Origin of the sequence: Halobacterium sp. CBA1132, assembly GCF_001485535.1 — an archaeon.
Classification (GTDB): domain Archaea; phylum Halobacteriota; class Halobacteria; order Halobacteriales; family Halobacteriaceae; genus Halobacterium.
This window is the reverse complement of record NZ_BCMZ01000001.1, coordinates 165,235-183,030: the sequence shown is the minus strand read 5'-3', so window position 1 is coordinate 183,030 and position 17,796 is coordinate 165,235. Positions and strand designations below refer to the sequence as shown.

Here is a 17,796-nt window from a genome sequence, read left to right as displayed (position 1 = left end):
AAGCGACACACCAGTCGCTTCGCGGTCGAGAGTTGGAGAAGTGGACTCGCTGGGATTTGAACCCAGGGCCTCTTCCTTGCGAAGGAAGCGATCTACCACTGATCTACGAGCCCGCACCCAATCGAAGTCGACGGACGTATTTCAGACTTCTGTTTCGTGAGCCGCCAGTCAACGACTCACGCACGGCGTCGCGGAGCCACAGCTACGCGGCGTGAATAAGTGAGGAAGGCGGTGTCGTCGCCCGCGTCAGTCTTCGAGAACGATCTCGATGCTGACTTCGTTGGGCACCTGAATCCGCATCAGCTGGCGGAGCGCGCGTTCGTCCGCATCGATGTCGATGAGACGCTTGTGGACGCGCATCTCCCAGTGCTCCCACGTGGCCGTCCCTTCGCCGTCGGGGGACTTCCGCGAGGGGACTTCGAGAGTCTTCGTCGGGAGCGGGACCGGCCCACTGAGCTTCACGCCGGTCTTGTCCGCGATCTCTCGGACGTCGTCGCAGATGTTGTCGAGGTCGTCGGGATTGACGCCGGCGAGACGAACGCGTGCCTGCTGCATGGATTAGGCTTCGTTGACGTCCAGGACTTTGCCGGCGGCGATGGTCTGACCCATGTCGCGGACGGCGAACGAGCCGAGCTCCGGAATCTCGGAGGACGGCTCGATGCTGAGGGGCTTTTGCGGGCGCACGGTGACGACCGCTGCGTCGCCGGACTGGATGAAGTCCGGGTTCTCCTCCTGGGTCTCGCCCGAGGAGGGGTCCATCTTCTTGTCGATGGACTCGATGGTACACGCGACCTGCGCCGTGTGGGCGTGGAAGACCGGCGTGTAGCCCGCCGTGATGACGGACGGGTGCTGCATCACGACGACCTGCGCCGTGAACGTCTCGGCGACCGTCGGCGGGTCGTCGGCCGGACCACAGACGTCACCGCGACGGATGTCGTCCTTGCCGATGCCGCGGACGTTGAACCCGACGTTGTCACCGGGCTCGGCCTTGTCGACTTCCTCGTGGTGCATCTCGATGGTCTTGACCTCGCCACCGACGTCAGACGGCTGGAAGCTGACGTTGTCGCCCATGTTCATCACACCGGTCTCGATACGTCCGACGGGGACGGTACCGATGCCGGAGATGGTGTAGACGTCCTGGATGGGGAGACGGAGGTCGGTGTCCGTCGGCGGGGACGGCGCCGGGAGGTCGTTGAGGGCCTCCAGCAGTGTCGGGCCGTCGTACCAGGGAGTGTTCTCGGAGTGCTCGGAGACGTTGTCGCCTTCGAAGGCGGACGTCGCGATGAACGAGGCGTCCTCCGTCGCGAAGCCGACCTGACCGAACAGGTCCTTGACGTCGGAGACAACCTGGTTGTACTTGGACTCGTCGTAGTCGACGATGTCCATCTTGTTGACAGCGACGATGAGTTCGTCGATGCCGAGCGTCCGCGAGAGGAACACGTGCTCGCGGGTCTGGGGCGCGACACCGTCGTCGGCGGCGACGACGAGGACGGCGTTGTCCGCCTGGGACGCACCCGTAATCATGTTCTTCACGAAGTCGCGGTGGCCAGGACAGTCGACGATAGTGAACTCGTACTCGTCGGTGCTGAATTCCTGGTGGGCGATGTCGATGGTGACCCCGCGCTCACGCTCTTCGGCGAGGTTGTCCATGACGTAGGCGAACTCGAAGCCGCCCTTGCCCTTCTCCTCGGCTTCTTCTTTGTGCTGTTCAATGACGTGCTCGGGAACGCTCCCCGTTTCGTAGAGGAGGCGCCCGACCATCGTGCTCTTGCCGTGGTCGACGTGGCCAATGACGGCCAGGTTCTGGTGTCGTTCGTCGCTCATTGTCTAGTATCGCGCGAAAGGCGCGCTCTGTGGGAATCATTCGGCAGTTCGCACTAAAACCATTTCGGTACGCACTCAGCGCCACCCCGACGCATGCTCGGGGTTTGTGGCAACACGCCACACGAATCGGCGGCGCCCGCTACTCCAGCCGGCCGACGTCGCCCAGCACGGCCGTTGCCGTCTCGGGACCGCCGGCGCCTCGCCCCGAGAGGTTCAGGCGGCCGGCGTGTTCGGTCTCCAGTTGGACGATGTTCATCGTCCCGGACACCGCGAGCGTGTGGTTCTCCGGGACGAGGCGCGGCCCCACGCGGGCGCCGTCCTCGGTCACCTCGCCGATGAGGCGAACCGTCCGGCCGTCCTCCGAGGCGAGGTCCAGCGCCGACGGCGGGACGTCCGTGATGCCCTCGACGTCGACGTCGGACAGCGAGTAGCCGCCGCCGTGGATGACGTTCGCGAGAATCGCGCACTTCAGCGCCGCGTCCGTCCCCTCGACGTCGAACGTCGGGTCCGCTTCCGCGACGCCGAGGTCTTGGGCTTCCGCGAGCACGTGTTCGTAGTCGAGGCCGTCCGCGGCCATCCGCGTCAGGATGAAGTTCGCCGTGCCGTTGAGCACGCCGCGCGCGGCGGTCACGCGCTCGGCACCGATGCCGTCGATGGTCGACAGCGCCGGGATGGCGCCGGCGACAGTCGCTTCGAACCGAATCGACCCCGCGCTGTCGGCTTCCAGCCCTCGGAGGTCGTCGTAGCGCTCGGCGACCGGCCCCTTGTTCGCGAGGACGACGTGTCGGTCGGTCTCCAGCGCCGCGCGCACGTGCTCGAAGCCCGGGTGGGCGTCCCCGAGCGTCGTCGGCGTCGCCTCCACGAGCGCGTCGTAGTCGGCGCCGAGCGCGTCCGCGGGGTCGCCCTCGCCGACGGTGCCGACGTTCTTCTTGTGGTCGAGTGCAGCGTCGACGTCGATGCCGTCGGGGTCGACGATGGCGCTCGCCGAGTCGGCGAACGCCGTCACCGTGTGGCCGTACTCGCCGGCGAGGTCCGCGACCGCGCGGCCGACGTCGCCGGCGCCCATCACTGCCAGTCTCATAGTTCCCCCACGAGCGGTTCGACGACAGAGAGGTCTTTCTGTGACGCCACCGACCGGACTTGTTCGAGCGCGCGCTCCGTGCTGCCGGACTCGATTGCCAGTCGGACGCGGGCGCTGGAGACGCCCTCGGTACCCTTCTCGGTGGTCAGCGAGAAGTCCGCGACCGTCGCGCTCCCGCAGTCCTCCAGTTCCGCGAGCGTGTCCGAGAGGTCCGTGTCGACGAGGTCACCGACCAGCAGAACGCTGAGCGCCTCCCCGTACCGCTCGGAGTCGGCTTGGATGATGGTGACGCCGGCATCCCGGAGCGCCTCAACGATGCGCTCGAAGCGCTCGGGCGAACACTCCAAGTCCACCTCCACTGGGATGTGGCCCCGCGGCGTCAGCGACCCCCGCTCGTGGAAGATCGAGAGGAGGTTGCCGCCGTGTTCCGAGATCGGGGAGAGCGCGCGCAACAGCTCCCCGGGCTCGTCGACGAGCTCCAGGCGGAGCGTGTGCGCGCGGTCGTCTGCTTCGCTCACTGTCGACCACCCGTTGTCGGCGACGCCCCGGCTGTTGTTGTCGGCTGCGAGCGCGAGTGCTGTCGCTCCGTGCCGATACCACGCCGGGCGCGTCTGCCTGCGTGCATACATTCTCACTGGGGGACGTTCGCGCTATAAGCCTTCGGCCCGCACAAATCCTACCGATTGACGGGACGTGTGCGGGGATGGCCACCGCTGTCGAGAAGACAGCATACGCGCGGCTCCGCCGCGCGTTTCACTGCGCGAACGAAGTGAGCGCAGGAAGTTTTTAGCGTAGCTTTTTGCGAGGAGCGGTGCGCGAGTGAAGCGAGCGCACCCGACGAAGTAAAAAGGTACTTAGAAGTAACCGATCTGCTCGGGCAGCTCGGTCTTCATGCCCTTGCGCTCTCGAATCTGCTTGATGATTTCGGGCTGGAGGTTGTCGGCCATGACGCGGAAGCCGGCGTTCTCCGTGTTCCAGGACGCGCGGCCCTCGGTGGCCGAGCGGATGTCACTGGAGAAGCCAATCATCTCTTCGACGGGCGCGATGCCCTCGACGACCATCATGCCGCCCTCTTGGTACATGTCGTCGACGCGGCCGCGGCGTCCCTGAATCTCGCCGGACGCGGCGCCCATGTGCTCGGAGGGAACGTCGATACGGACGTCCTGAATCGGTTCGAGCAGGCGAATCTCGGCGTCCATGAGGCCGCGGTGGACGGCGTCGCGGACGGCGGGGATGACCTGCGCGGGACCGCGGTGGATGGCGTCCTCGTGGAGGCGCGCATCGTGGAGTCGGATGAGCGCACCCTCGACGGGTTCGGCGGCCAGCGGACCGTCACCGAGCGCCTCTTCGAGGCCCTCGACGACGAGTTCCATCGTCTCGTTGAGGTGCTGGATACCCTTCGTGTCGTCGATGAAGATGTTCTTCCCGATGATGTTCTCGACGCTCTGCGAGGTGTCCTTGTCCATGCCGGCGTCCTGGAGCGCTTCGCGGCGCTCCTGTTCGGGCATGTCCATCGACACTTCGCCGAGGCGGAGCTGCTCGAGGACGTCGTCGTCGAGCTGCTCGATGGTGATGTAGAACTTGTTGTGGCGGTTCGGGGAGACGCCCTCGACCTCGCGGGAGTCGCTGGTCGGGGACTCGCGGAACACGACGATGGGTTCGCCGGTGTTCACGGGGATGCCCTGGTTGCGCTCGATGCGCTGGGTGATGACTTCGAGGTGGAGTTCACCCTGCCCGGAGATGAGGTGCTCGCCGGTGTCCTCGTTGATCTCGATCTGGATGGTCGGGTCTTCCTTGGCGACCTGCTGGAGCGTCTCGATGAGCTTCGGCAGGTCGTCCATGTTCTGCGCCTCGACGGACTTCGTGATGACCGGCTCCGAGATGTGTTCGATGGACTCGAACGGCGTCATCTCGACGCTGGAAACCGTGGACCCGGCGATGGCGTCCTTGAGGCCGGTGACGGCGGCGATGTTCCCTGCGGGAACCTCGTCGACTTCCTCGCGCTCGCCGCCCATGTAGATGCCGACGCTCTGGATGCGGTTCTTGCCCGCGGTCCCGGAGACGTACAGCTCTTGGCCCTTCTCGAGTGTGCCGGAGAACACGCGACCCGCGGCGATTTCGCCGGCGTGCGGGTCGATGCCGATGTCGGTGACCATCAGGACGACTTCGCCGTCCTCGTTGACCATCCGCATCGTGTCCGCGATTTCGGAGTCCGCGTCGCCCCGCCAGATGCGCGGAATGCGGTGGGGCTGGGCCTCGATGGGGTCCGGGAAGTGCTCACAGACCATGTCGAGGACGACGTCCGACAGGGGCGTGCGCTCGTGGAGCTCCTGGCGCTTGTCCGAGCGCTCCAGCTCCATGATGTCGCCGAAGTCCATGCCGGTGCGCTGCATCGACGGCATCGAGACGCCCCACTTGTAGAGCGCGGAGCCGAAGCCGACGGTGCCGCCCTCGACGGAGACCGTCCAGTCCTCGGTGATGTCGTCCATCTCCTCGGTCATCCCGCGGATGAGCTCGTTGACCTCGCGGATGACGCTCAGGAGCCGCTCCTGCATCTCCTCGGGACCCTCCTGCAGTTCGGAGATGAGGCGGTCGACTTTGTTGATGAACAGCGTCGGCTTGACGCCCTCTCGGAGCGCCTGCCGGAGCACTGTCTCCGTCTGGGGCATGGCGCCCTCGACGGCGTCCACCACGACGAGCGCGCCGTCGACGGCGCGCATCGCACGCGTCACGTCGCCACCGAAGTCGACGTGGCCGGGCGTGTCGATGAGGTTGATGAGGTGGTCTTCGCCCTCGTACTCGTGGGTCATGGAGACGTTCGCGGCGTCGATGGTGATGCCGCGTTCCTGTTCGTCCTCCTCGGTGTCCATCGCCAGCTGCTCGCCGGCGGTGTCCTCGGAAATCATGCCGGCGCCGGCCAGCAGGTTGTCGGTCAGCGTGGTCTTACCGTGGTCGACGTGCGCGGCGATGGCGATGTTCCGGATCTGCTCCGGCTGGTCCATCAGCCGTTCGCACTTCTCGACAATCTTCTTGCGTCGGCCCATTAGCCATTCATACTGCTAGCGGGTTCAAAAGGATAGTGTTTTGCCGGGAGTGCGGTACGCCGGAACACGAGGCGTAGCCGCCGACTCGTCTGATTGTGCTCGACGCCCGTGGTGGCTGCCGTGGGCGAAAGAGTCTTTGTCGCGAACACCGTGTGAATAAATACCATGGAGTTGCGCGTGACGAGTGGGGGGCCCGCCGAACCGTTTCTCGGCGCCCGCGACGTCTTCGAGACCGAACACGACCTCGAACAGCCCGTCGAGGTACGCATCCGAGAGAACCCCGACGAACGGACGTGGGCCGGCCACTACGACGACCACCACGTTCTCAACATCTCCCAGCAGGCCGCCACGTCCGTGATGGCCCGCGAACTCGCGCTCCACGAGTTCTCCCACATGCTGCGCCACGAACACGACCACCCGAGCCACGTCTTCTCGATGGACGAAATCCTCTTCTTGGCGCTGACGGGCCGCAGCGTCGAACGCCGGGTGCTCACGCACTGCTACCAGATTGCCAACCACGTCAAGGACATCTACGCCGACGACATCACGCTCTCGGTCGGCCCGACCGACAAACTCGTCGCGTTCCTCGAATCCGAACTCGCGGCCGCCGTCGCCGACCAGCCGGCCGCCGGCCCGTCCGTCGGCCAGCGACTCACCGCGGGCGCGGACCCCTCGATGACCGCCGTCAACGCCGCGTTCGCGCTCGCGCTCCTCGAACGCCACGACGCGGTCACCGACGACCACCGCATCTACGACCTCGCGCACGCCGCGGGCGAGGACGCCCCCGAAATCGATGTCGAATCCTTTCGGGAGCGGTTCGCGGACCTCACCGCCGACCCCGACGAGAGCGACTGCCGCCGTGGCCTCGTCGACACCATCCGCACGTACGTCGACGCCCAAGAGACGACGACAGGTCCAGCCGCGGACTGACTAGGCGGGCGTGATGCGGACGAGGCGGTCGTCGCCTTCTCGCGGGAACTGTTCGCCCTGCGCGCGGCCGTCGCGGTTCGATGTCACCGCGTACAGCGCGCCGTCTGGTCCTTGCTCGACGTGCCGGATGCGGCCGAGTTCGTCTTCGAGTGCGACGTGGTGGACCGCGCTGTAGTCGGAATTCATCCAGTCCGCGTCGTAGCGCGTGCCGCCGTTCTCGGCGGACGCCGGTTCGCCGTCCGTCGGATAGATGGTGACGAGGTTGATGCGTTGGGAATACAGGCCGCCGATGACGAGCCGATTCTGCCACGACGGCACCGCGTCCGCCGTGTAGAACACCGACCCCGGCGGCGCCCACGTCTCCTCGGTGTTCACGACCGGGCGCGCGTAGTCGGTGCCGCGGTACGTCTCCGCCGTGCGCGCGCGCTCGCCCTCGGGCCCCCACCCGTAGTTCCCCCCGGCTTCCAGCACGTTCACCTCGTCGTGGGCCGACGGCCCGTGCTCGTTCTCCACGGGCGTCCCGTCCGGCAGGAACGTGATGCCCTGGGGGTTCCGGTGGCCGTAGGTGAACACGCGCGGGTCGCCACCGAGGTCGGGGTTATCCTCCGGTGCGCCTCCGTCCGGCTCGACCCGGAGGACCTTCCCCGCGAGCGAGGAGGGCATCTGGGGGAGCGGCTGGTTCGTCCCGAGTTCCGGGTTGACCGACGCGGCGTCGCCCGTGGTCACCCACAGGTAGTTCTCGGGACCGAACGTGAGTCGCGCGCCGTTGTGGATGATCTCGTTCCCGGGGATGTCGTCGATCACGACCGTCTCGTTGTCGGCGGGGTCATCCGCGGAGACGTCGAAGTACGAGAGCCGATTGACGAAGGGGTCGCCGCCGGAGACAGCGGGCTCGTCCTTGCGGGTGTAGATGGCGTACACGAGCGGGACGTCCGGGTAGTTCGGGTGGACCGCCAGCCCCATCAGGCCGCCCTCGCTGCCGGCCGCCCACCAGTTGCCGTCCTCGCCGGGCGCAATCGAGTCGGCGTGATCGATCACGTCCGGGGACGCGACGGTCTCCAGGTCGTCGGAGCGGTACCGCGATATTCGCCCAACGCGCTCGCTGATGAACAGGTCGCCGTTCGGCGCGAACGCCAGATCCCACGGGATTTTGAGCCCCTCGACGACGGTTTCGGTCGTCACGTCGAGGTTCGGGGCGGCCGTCGGATGCGACCAGTCGGGGTCGTACTCTGCCCAGTTCTCGATGTCGTGGGTCACGCCGAGGTCGTACGACGGATCGTCGACGGTCGTGACCGGCGGTGCTTCGGTGGAGGTAGTCGTGTCACTCGGTTCGTCGGGTGACGTACAGCCGGCGAGTCCGGCGACGCCAGCCAGACCTGTGGCAGCGAGGAACTCACGGCGGTTACATCGCATACCTGCTGCTTGCGGAATCCAGGGTTAACTGCTTTCAGGTATTACGACTCGCAGCGACGAAACGGCACCGCTGGAAACTGGAGAAAAGATTCGCAGAACCGGACTGTGCGGAACCGCGTTAGCGGGCCGCGGCCGCCACGCGTTCCTTCTCTTCTTTCTGGCCGACCGAGTACGTCTGCACGTCGTAGTCGGCGGCGCCGATGAGCTGGTTCGCCAGCGCCTCGGCGGCGTCGACGGGCGTCTTGAACGACGACGAGTGAGCGCCGTCGGCGATGAACTTCAGCGCCTGGTCGACGCGGCGCTGGGGCGCGACGTCGACGGCTTTCGGGACGGAGATGCCACCGTACTTCAGGCGGACGGTCTCCTCTCGGGGCGCGGAGTTCTCGACGGCACGCACGAGCACCTGAATCGGGTTCTCCTCGGTGCGCTCGTGGACGATGTCGAAGGCGTCACGGACGATACCGAGCGCCTGCTGCTTCTTGCCCGCGTTCGCGCCCGTCTTCATCAGGCGGTTCGCGAGGCGTTCGACGACGCTGATCTCGCTCTTCTTGAACTGCTTGGAGGCGTGGCGCCCCATCGTGTGCGCGATGGGCGTCACGGAGAGATAGCGGCGCGTGCTCGGGTCGCGGTACTGGATGTCCGAGACCTCCCACTTGCCGAAGAGCTTCGCGTTCACGTCGTCTTCGTCGGTGCCAGCGGGCGCGTCGGGTTCGGGGGCTTCTTCCTCGCTCATAATTATCGCACCGGCTTTTCGGCGTTCCCGCGGACCAGTTCGATGAGGCTCACGCCGTTGACCTTCTCGACCTTGTAGTTCACGCCCGAGAGGTCGCCCATCGCACGACCCTTCGCACCGCCGATACCGGCGATGGTGACTTCGTCGTGCTCGTCGATGAACGAGATAGCGCCGTCACCGGGACAGAACGCGGTGACCTGCTTCCCGTTCTTGATGAGCTGCACCCGCACGCACTTCCGAATCGCGGAGTTGGGCTGTTTCGCTTCGATACCTACCTTCTCGAGGACGATGCCGCGACCCTGCGGCGCACCCTCGAGGGGGTCGGACTCTTTGCCGAGCCCCCGTTCTCGCCGCGCGTACTCCGAGTCGGACCACCGGCGCTGTTGGCGGTCCTTCTTCAGTTTCCGAGCGGCGTACTTGCCGTTCGACATACAGCCGTTTACCCAGCGGAGACACTTAAGCTCGACCTTTTGCGCTGCGCTCGCGGCCAAGGGCCGCTCGCTCGGCAAAAGCTCGGCCAAAAGCGCCGTCGGACCCCCTACCGGGGGTCCTCGGCGCCCGCGCCTGACGGCGCGGCGGACCGGCGACCTTCCGGGTCCTGACGGACCACTCGGTCGCCGGATGCTTGACAGCCGGCGAATCAATTTGTTTGAGAGCATCCGCGACCCGAGTACCTCGAAGAGGTCGAGGGTCGCGGTTCACCGAGCGCGAACGCAGTGAGCGCTCGGGCCGACGACTGAACGGAGCGCCGTAGGCGCGAAGTCGTTCGAGAGAGCAAAGCTCTCTCGTGATGACGAGAGACGCCTATGGCGTCTCTCGGACCATGAAGGAGGAGTGCTTTTTCCGCAAGTTTTTGCCGAGGGGGTCGCCGTAGGCGACCCCCGCAGCGCAAAAAGTGCGCCTCAGGTGAGCTGAATGTCGTCGACATCGAAGTGCCGTTCGGCGAGCAGTTTGGCGGCTTCGATGTTCCTGCCTTCGGTGCCGATGGCGACGCCCTTGTCCTCGTGGGCGACTTCGGCGTACGCGACCGTGGTGTCGTTCTCGCTGATGGTGACGTTGTAGACGGCCGCCGGGGAGAGCGAGTTCGCGACGAAGCCCTCCGGCGTCGGTGCGTCCTCGACGAGCATCACGTCGCGGCCGAGTTTCGCTTCGAGCTCTTCGACGCGGCTGCCGCCGGGGCCGATAGCCGACCCCATCTCGCCGGCGGCGACGACGAAGATGACGCGGTCGCGTTCGTCGTCGACGACGCAGTCGACGGCGCTGGCGTCGGTCTCGTCCTCGAACGCGGCGATGAGGCGGCGCGCCTCGTCGGAGAGCGTGACTGTCATCAGTCGGACTTGCTGGCGCCCATCCGGAGGTCGACGTCGCCGGTGCCGAGCTGGACCGGCTTCCCGACGATGACGTTCTCGATGACGCCGTCGAGGTCGTCGGCTTCGCCGTAGATGGCGGCGTCGAGGAGGTGGCTGACGGTGACCTCGAACGCTGCACGGGCGAGCACGGAGTCCTTGTTCCCGGAGATGCCGTGCCGGCCGATGGACTGGATGGTGCCGTCGTTGGTCATGATGTCCGCGACCAACATCAGGTGGCGGATGTTCACGTCGTCGAGGCCCTGCTCTTCGAGCGTGGTCATCGTCTCCTCGATGATGGCCTCGCGGGCGGCCTCGATACCGAGGGTCTTGTGGACCTCGTGGATGTTGTTACACGACGTGCGGGAGGCGTCGACGCCCTCGATGCTGAGCGCCTTCTTGAACGCCGACCCCTCGGTGTAGAGGACGAACTCCTCGCCGCTCTCGGTCTCCTCGCGGCGGATGACGACGCGGGAGACGTCCTCGATGCCCTTGAACACGATGTCGCGGAGCTGCTCGACGAGCTGCAGGAGCTCGCGGTACGACGGCTCGCTCGGGCCGAACTCGAGGACGGTCCCCTGCTGGGTGACCTGCACGCCGAGGCTGCCCTCGATGGTTTCGGCGATCTCGCCCGCAATCTCGGTGGTGTTGTTCATCAGCGGCCACCGCTCCTGCAGGGTGTCGTCGTTGAGGTCGATTTGGACGACCATGTCGGCGACGTTCGTGGAGATGTCACCGAGCGCGAGAATCTTCGTCGCCTCGATGTTCCACACGACCTCGTGGGCGCGCTCGCGCTCCTCGGCGTACTCGTCTTCGAGGTACACCGTCATGATCGGCGTGTCCGGGGTCTTCCGGGCGTCGACGAGCTCGATGAGCCGCGGCAGGCCCTGTGTCACGTCCATCTCCGCGACGCCCGCGTAGTGGAACGTGTTCATCGTGTTGTGCGTCACGACGCCCTCCGCTGTCGTGAACGTCTCCAGTCCGGCGACAGAGAAGTCGTACACGGAATCGTACTCCGTCTCGACGGCGTCGATAGACTGGATGCGTTCCCAGACGACGTCACCTGCAACTGCCCGTTCGAGCGCGTCGAGCTCGGGCGGACGCTCGTCCGTCTTCTGCTCAATCTCGTCGACGAGTGCCGCGAGTCGCGTCCGACCGATGCGCTGACGGTCGGTCGCAGAGTTCACCTGCCGGGACGGAATCCCGGCTGCGCTTGCGGCTTCCGCGAGCGCATCTCCGAAGTTCGGAATCTGGTCGGTAGTGTCGGGTCCATCGCTATCGATGCTGGCCGCAAGCGAGGACAGTTTGTCGCCGCGCTCGCCGACCATCCCGACGCGAGCCTCGAACCGGGGGACGTGCTTCTTCGGGATGCGTAGTGTCTTCGAGTCGTCCTGTTCGCCGAACGTCGCGTAGACGCCGACGCGAGACAACAGGAGTGCGATCCCGACAGTTAGTCGGCTCGACGTCGAGCTCGCGCGGACTGCAGACTCACTGACGTTGCCGTCGCCGCTGAAGTACCCAGTGAGAAGCCCGGTGACGAACTGCTCGTCAGCGCCGAGCGCGAACCCGGGAACGACCTTCGCCCCGTTCTCGATGCAGGTTTCACGGAGCACGTCAGCGAGCACGGTTCCGTTGACGCGGATGTCGTAGCCGGTGGCGAATCCGCTTTCGTTCTCGTACTCGTTGACTGAGAGGTCGAACCGATCCGCGAACTCTCGAATGCGGTTCTGGAACGCTTCATCGACGTTCGAAACCGAAACGTATCCGTCAGTGAGCGAGCCTTCCGCAAGCCACGCACCGACGAAGAATCCGGTCTCTTCGTCGAGCGGGAACTGCTCGGGTAGGCCGACGGTCCCACCTACAGGATATGCTGTTTCACCGTCGATGTCACCGCTCTCCAGGGCGTCACGCTTGTTTTGGACTTGCTGGTCGCTGGCGGGGAACGAAGCCGCACCACCGTCAGTCAGTGCGGACGTGAACCAGTAGTCCTCGTGGGAGAGGACGTCTTTCAGGTCAAGTGTCGTCGTCCCGGCGTCGACGCTGAGATCGTCGACGACCGGGAGCCAGTCGCCCTCATCAAGGGCGTCGCCAGCAACCGGGACGACCTCGTTGTCGCGTCGCGTGACGAACGAGTGTGCCTTCGTCGCACGAATTGAGCGGCCGGATTCCAGTGTGAACTCCAGCAGCTCATCGGGTGCGTCGTGGCGGCTGACTTCCTCGATTGGCTTCCACTCAACGCCTTCGTCACTGCGGAGGCTTGGAACTTCGAGGTTGTCGGGGGCGAGCGCGACCTCGTGGTCGTCGATGGTGCGGCTCTCTCGCCGCTCCACGATTTCGTCCACGAGGGGCCCGATTTCGACGACTTCGGTTTCGCCGTCGCGCCGAACGACAACGCGTTCGTCGTGCGGAACGCTCATCTGCGTCCCCGGCTCCCCGATTGACTGCGCGGAGACGGTCCCCACGGGTTCGAGGGGGTCGACGCGCGTGTCGAGGTACTGGGACTCGACGGCGGTCGCGATGTCTTTCGCTTCCGGGATGGTGACATCCTCGCGGGCCTCGATGGCGTCGAAGACGCGTTCCTTGAGGCGGCGCGGGAGTTCCGACTCCTCGACGTGGTCGCGAATCGCGGGCGTGATCTTAGTCATCGTTCACCTCCGTGGTAACGGCTGTGAGCCCGATTGAACGGAGTTCAATCATCGGATTCCACCTCCCAGGACGCGCCGTGCTCGGAGAGGTTCGTCGGCGGCTCTTGGACGCCGAGGAACGCTTCTTTCTCCTCGGTGCTGTCGAACTCGGACTCGACGATGCGGTCGGCGATGTGTTCGACGTCGATGTCGACCTCCTCGTTGGAGGACACTTCGACGGGCGACGTGCCGTCCTCGCCGAACTCGAACTGGACGATGGTGTCGCTGGTGTCGCGGACCGTGCCGTCGTACTGGGTCTCCAACTCGGAGAGCGCGTTGATGAGGCGGCGCTGGAGGTACCCGGACTTCGAGGTACGCACTGCCGTGTCCACCAGCCCCTCGCGGCCACCCATGGCGTGGAAGAAGAACTCCTTGGGCGTCAGCCCGCTCGTGTAGGAGTTCTCCACGAAGCCGTGGGCCTCACTGGAGAGGTCGTTGGGCTCGAAGTGGCTGAGCGTGCGGTCCTCGTAACCGCGGTTGATGCGCTCGCCGCGAACCGCCTGCTGGCCGACGCAGCCGGCCATCTGCGTGAGGTTCAGCATCGACCCACGCGCGCCGGAGTCGGCCATGACGACTGCGGGGTTGTCCGAGTCGAAGTTCTCCGCGGCGACGTCGCCGGCGGAGTCGCGGGCCTTCCCGAGCGTCTGCATGATTTTCATCTCGAGCGTCTCGTCGACCGTACGGCCGGGCAGGGATTCGAGGTCGCCGTTCTCGTAGGTCTCGATGAGTTCCTGCACACGGTCGTAGGCGGACCCGATGGCCTCGTCGATGCGCTCGCGGGCCTCCGTGGAGACGGTCTCGTCGTCGATACCGATGGAGAACCCGAAGTGCATGATCGAGCGCATCGCCAGCGACGCGACTTCGTTGATGAAGATGCGCGCGCGGGTCTTCCCGTGGACTTTCGCGATGGTGTCGACGATCTCGCCGCCGAACCCACCGATTTCGCCCTCGGCGATGGTGCCTTCGAGCAGTTGACCGTTCTCGATGACGACCGGCTCGCCGACCGTCCCCGTGAAGTCGAGGTTGAGGTCGTCGGGCAGCAGTTCACTGAAAATCTGGCGTCCCTCCCAGTACGGCTCGCCGTCCTCGGTGCCGGCGGGCTCGGGGAGTTCGTCGATGCTGGTCTGCCGGAGCAGGTCCGAGGCCTGCGTCTCGTTGAACTGCGGGTTGTCGTGCGTGAGCAGGTACGTCCCGCTGATGTGGTCCTGAATCGCGCCGATGATGTTCTCACCGAAGCGCGGCGAGAGGATCTGCTCTTGGACGCGCATCAGCACGCGCGCCTCGGCACGCGCCTCCTCGTTCTGGAGGGCGTGCATGTTCATCTCGTCGCCGTCGAAGTCGGCGTTGTACGGCGGACAGACGACGGTGTTCAGGCGGAAGGTCTTGTACGGCATCACCACGACCTCGTGGGCCATGATGGACATCCGGTGCAGCGACGGCTGCCGGTTGAAGATGATGATGTCGCCGTCGATGAGGTGGCGTTGGACCTCCCAGCCGGGCTCGACGCGCTCGGCGAGCTCCTCGCAGACCTTCTCGGTGACGCGGACGCGGCGGCCGTCGGGTCGCGTGACGTAGTTCGCGCCCGGGTGGCCTTCGGGGCCGTTCCGGACGTACGTGCGGGCGCGTTCGACGTTCTGCTCGTTGACGACCATCGTCTGGGTCATCTCCGTCGCCACGCGGTCGGGGACGCCGACCTCGTTCAGCGACAGCGTCGGGTCCGGACTGATGACGGTCCGCGCGGAGAAGTTCACGCGCTTCCCGGACAGCGAGCCGCGGAACCGGCCCTCCTTGCCCTTGAGGCGCTGGGAGAGCGTCTTCAGGGGGCGGCCCGAACGGTGGCGGGCGGGCGGCGTCCCCGAAATCTCGTTGTCCATGAACGTCGTGACGTGGTACTGCAGCAGCTCCCAGAGGTCCTCGATGATGAGCTGGGGCGCACCAGCCTCGCGGTTCTCCATGAACCGCTGGTTGATGCGGATGATGTCCACGAGCTTGTGCGTGAGGTCGTCCTCGCTGCGCTGGCCGTTGTCGAGCGTAATCGACGGCCGAGCGGTCACCGGCGGCACGGGGAGGACGGTCAGAATCATCCACTCCGGCCGGCTCTTCTCGGGGTCGATGCCGAGCACGGCGAGGTCCTCGCCGGGGATGTCCTCGAACCAGTCGCGGATGTCCGAGGGCATCAGCTTGTTCATGTCCTCGGTGGTGAGGTCCGCGCCGATGGCGGCCTCGATGGCTTCGCGGTCCTCGCGGCGCGGCCGGAACTCCCCGGAGAGGATGTCGTTGATGCGGCTGATCTCGATGTCCGTCTGCTCGGCGAGGTCCTGCGGGCTGATGCCCGAGTCGTCCTCGTCGGGGTCGGGCTGCATCGCGGCCGCGATGCGCTCGCTGTAGTCGCTGGCGAGCACCTGCTGGACCTCGTAGTACGTCGTCGGCTTCTCGTGTTTGACGTCGTACTGGACTTCCCCGCAGTGCGGGCAGTGGTCCTTCTTGCGGGCCTCCCGGATGGCGTCCTTCGTGACGTCGGAGACGTCCTCGCGGAGGCTGCGCGTGCGGTCTAAGTCCTCGCGGTACTCCTCTTTCTCCTCCTCGGTGAGCAGGAGGCGCGCGCAGTCCCGACACGTCCCGCGCAGCAGCCGGCGGATGAGCTTCGCGAACCCGACGTGGATGACGGGCGCCGCCAGCTCGATGTGGCCGAAGTGGCCGTTACAGCTCCCGGAGCGCTGGCCGCACGTCTTGCACTCCAGGCCGGGGTCGATGACGCCCAGTCGCGGGTCCATCAGCCCCATGTCGATGGGGAAGCCGTCGTCGTCGTACGTGTCCGCGGTGATGACTTTCGTCGCGGACATGTCCCGGTACTCCTCCGGGTCCATCAGCCCGAAGCTGATTTCCCCGATCTCCTTGGGTGATTGTCCTGTGCTCATACTGCGTCCTCCAGTTCGAGTCGCGGCGCGATGCCGAGCGCTTTCATCTCGTCGAGCAGGAGCTTGAACGCGTAACTCATCTCGAGGCTGTGCACGTCGGTCTCCTCCTCACAGTTCGGACAGTAGACGCGGCGCTGCTCGTAGTTCTCCACGGCAGTCATGCCGCAGTTGCCACAGACGTGAATCTCCTCGCGGTCGGAGGAGTCCAGGAGGCGCTCTTTGAGCACCATCGCGGCGCCGTGGCCGATGACGGTGTCGCGCTCCATCTCCCCGACGCGGAGGCCGCCCTCGCGGGCGCGCCCCTCCGTCGGCTGCCGCGTGAGGACCTGGACCGGCCCCTTCGAGCGGGCGTGGAGCTTGTTCGACACCATGTGGTAGAGCTTGTGGTAGAAAATCGTGCCGACGAAAATCTCGGCCTCGATTTTCTCCCCGGAGACGCCCGAGTACAGCACTTCCTTGCCGGAGGACTTGAAGCCGCGTTCCTCCAGCGTCGAGCGCAGCTCGTCCTCGTTCTCGCCGGTGAACGCCGTGCCGTCGACGGAGCGCCCCTCGAGGCTGCCGGCTTTCCCGCCGAGCATCTCCAGCACGTGGCCGACCGTCATCCGGGACGGCAGCGCGTGCGGGTTCAGCACGAGGTCGGGCACGACGCCCTCCTGCGTGAACGGCATGTCCTCGTGTGGTGCGAGGTGCCCGACGACGCCCTTCTGCCCGTGGCGGGACGCGAACTTGTCCCCGAGTTCGGGGATTCGTTCGTCCCGAACGGAGACCTTCGCGAGCTTCGAGCCGTCCTCGCCTTCCATCAGCGTCACCGTGTCGACGACGCCGTCTTCGCCCGAGCGCATCGTCACGCTCGTCTCGCGGCGCTTCTGCGGGCTGAGGCCGCCCATGTCCTCGGGTTCTTCGAGGAACCGCGGCGGACTCGTCTTCCCGAGCAGCACCGAGGAGTCGTCGACCTGCGTCTCGGGGTTGACCATGCCGTCGTCGTCGAGGTGCGTGTACGCGTCCTCACCGCGGCCGCCACGCACGTCGTCGCTCGGAATCTCGAAGCGGTCCTCCTGACCGCCGGGGTAGCGTCGCTCCTCGCCCTCGTACGTGCGGAAGAAGTGCGAGCGAGAGAGCGCGCGGTCGACCGACCCCTGATTCATGACGAGCGCGTCCTCGATGTTGAAGCCCTCGTAGGACATGACGGCGACGACGAAGTTCTGGCCGGCCGGCCGGTCGTCGTAGCCGATCTGTTCGGTGGTCTGGGTGTTCACCATCGCCTTCTGCGGGTAGTGCAGGAGGTGCTGGCGGGTGTCCGGCCGGATGCGGTAGTTCGCCGCCGGCAGGCCCAGACTCTGTTTCATCATCCCCGCACCCATCGTAATCCGCGGGCTGGCGTTGTGCTCGGGGTACGGAATCATCCCCGCGCCGATACCGAAGATGAGCTGCGGGTCGATTTCGAGGTGCGTGTGGTTGTCGGTGAGTTCGTCGTTGTCGACGCCGACGAGGATATCCTCCTCTTCTTCGGCGTCGATGAACTCGACTTTCCCCGCCTGCACGAGGTCCTCGAAGTCGATGTCGCCGTTCTCGATGGCGTCCATCTCCTCGTCGGTGACGAGCGGTTCGCCGTCCTCGACGACGAGCAGCGGGCGCCGCGCTCGGCCCGCGTCCGCGTTGACGATGACTTCGTTCGTCCGGTCTTTCACGGAGACGTTGACCATCTCGGAGACCTCCCCCCGGCGACGCGCCTCCCGAATCTGTGCTGCCAGCTCCTCGGGGTCCTCGTGGGTCCCGACGAGACTGCCGTTGACGTAGACTTTCGCTTCTCGTTCCGTACTCAT

13 protein-coding genes and 1 tRNA gene are annotated in these 17,796 nt (G+C 65.9%); 1 reads left to right on the top strand and 13 read right to left on the bottom strand.

Annotated elements, in window-relative coordinates:
• Positions 1–41 precede the first annotated feature (41 nt).
• From AVZ66_RS00910 to AVZ66_RS00885, 6 genes are all read right to left on the bottom strand, one after another.
• A tRNA-Ala gene (locus tag AVZ66_RS00910) sits at positions 42–113 on the bottom strand.
• Positions 114–246: 133 nt separating this feature from the next.
• Positions 247–555, bottom strand: a complete 309-nt coding sequence (gene rpsJ / locus AVZ66_RS00905; RefSeq protein ID WP_058980897.1) for a 30S ribosomal protein S10 — start codon at positions 553–555, stop codon at positions 247–249.
• A 3-nt stretch (positions 556–558) separates the two neighbouring features.
• Positions 559–1,824, bottom strand: a complete 1,266-nt coding sequence (gene tuf, locus AVZ66_RS00900; RefSeq protein WP_058980896.1) for a translation elongation factor EF-1 subunit alpha — start codon at positions 1,822–1,824, stop codon at positions 559–561.
• A 139-nt stretch (positions 1,825–1,963) separates the two neighbouring features.
• Positions 1,964–2,905: a homoserine dehydrogenase gene (locus AVZ66_RS00895; RefSeq protein ID WP_058980895.1), complete on the bottom strand. Its 942-nt coding sequence runs from the start codon at positions 2,903–2,905 to the stop codon at positions 1,964–1,966.
• Positions 2,902–3,534, bottom strand: coding sequence for an amino acid-binding protein (locus AVZ66_RS00890; protein WP_272931339.1), 633 nt, complete (start codon positions 3,532–3,534; stop codon positions 2,902–2,904). Before AVZ66_RS00890 ends, AVZ66_RS00895 begins: the two co-directional genes overlap by 4 nt.
• 225 nt (positions 3,535–3,759) lie before the next feature.
• The gene (locus AVZ66_RS00885; RefSeq protein WP_058980893.1) at positions 3,760–5,949 is read right to left on the bottom strand and encodes an elongation factor EF-2; all 2,190 of its coding nucleotides are present in this window, start codon (positions 5,947–5,949) and stop codon (positions 3,760–3,762) included.
• A 165-nt stretch (positions 5,950–6,114) separates the two neighbouring features.
• Between AVZ66_RS00885 and AVZ66_RS00880 the strand changes: the two genes are divergently transcribed.
• Positions 6,115–6,879, top strand: coding sequence for a DUF5781 family protein (locus AVZ66_RS00880; protein WP_058980890.1), 765 nt, complete (start codon positions 6,115–6,117; stop codon positions 6,877–6,879).
• Here AVZ66_RS00880 and AVZ66_RS00875 read toward each other — a convergent pair whose 3' ends face one another.
• The 7 genes from AVZ66_RS00875 to rpoB form a co-directional block, all read right to left on the bottom strand.
• Positions 6,880–8,292 carry a sorbosone dehydrogenase family protein gene (locus AVZ66_RS00875; protein WP_058980888.1) on the bottom strand — a complete coding sequence of 471 codons (1,413 nt, stop codon included), beginning with the start codon at positions 8,290–8,292 and terminating at the stop codon, positions 6,880–6,882. It abuts the gene before it with no gap.
• A gap of 118 nt (positions 8,293–8,410) precedes the next feature.
• Complete coding sequence (locus AVZ66_RS00870) at positions 8,411–9,025, bottom strand: 30S ribosomal protein S7 (protein WP_058980886.1); 615 nt, start codon at positions 9,023–9,025, stop codon at positions 8,411–8,413.
• A 2-nt stretch (positions 9,026–9,027) separates the two neighbouring features.
• Entirely contained in the window at positions 9,028–9,456 is a 429-nt protein-coding gene (locus AVZ66_RS00865; protein ID WP_058980885.1) for a 30S ribosomal protein S12, read from the bottom strand.
• A 471-nt stretch (positions 9,457–9,927) separates the two neighbouring features.
• Positions 9,928–10,353 (bottom strand): NusA-like transcription termination signal-binding factor, encoded by a 426-nt coding sequence (locus tag AVZ66_RS00860; RefSeq protein ID WP_058980883.1) that lies wholly within the window; start codon positions 10,351–10,353, stop codon positions 9,928–9,930.
• A complete protein-coding gene (locus AVZ66_RS00855) occupies positions 10,353–13,016 on the bottom strand; it encodes a DNA-directed RNA polymerase subunit A'' (RefSeq protein ID WP_058980881.1) in 2,664 nt (887 codons plus the stop codon). Before AVZ66_RS00855 ends, AVZ66_RS00860 begins: the two co-directional genes overlap by 1 nt.
• Before the next feature lie 44 nt (positions 13,017–13,060).
• The gene (locus AVZ66_RS00850) at positions 13,061–15,973 is read right to left on the bottom strand and encodes a DNA-directed RNA polymerase subunit A' (protein WP_058980879.1); all 2,913 of its coding nucleotides are present in this window, start codon (positions 15,971–15,973) and stop codon (positions 13,061–13,063) included.
• Complete coding sequence (rpoB, locus tag AVZ66_RS00845; protein WP_058980877.1) at positions 15,970–17,796, bottom strand: DNA-directed RNA polymerase subunit B; 1,827 nt, start codon at positions 17,794–17,796, stop codon at positions 15,970–15,972. The genes AVZ66_RS00850 and rpoB overlap by 4 nt, the downstream gene beginning before the upstream one ends.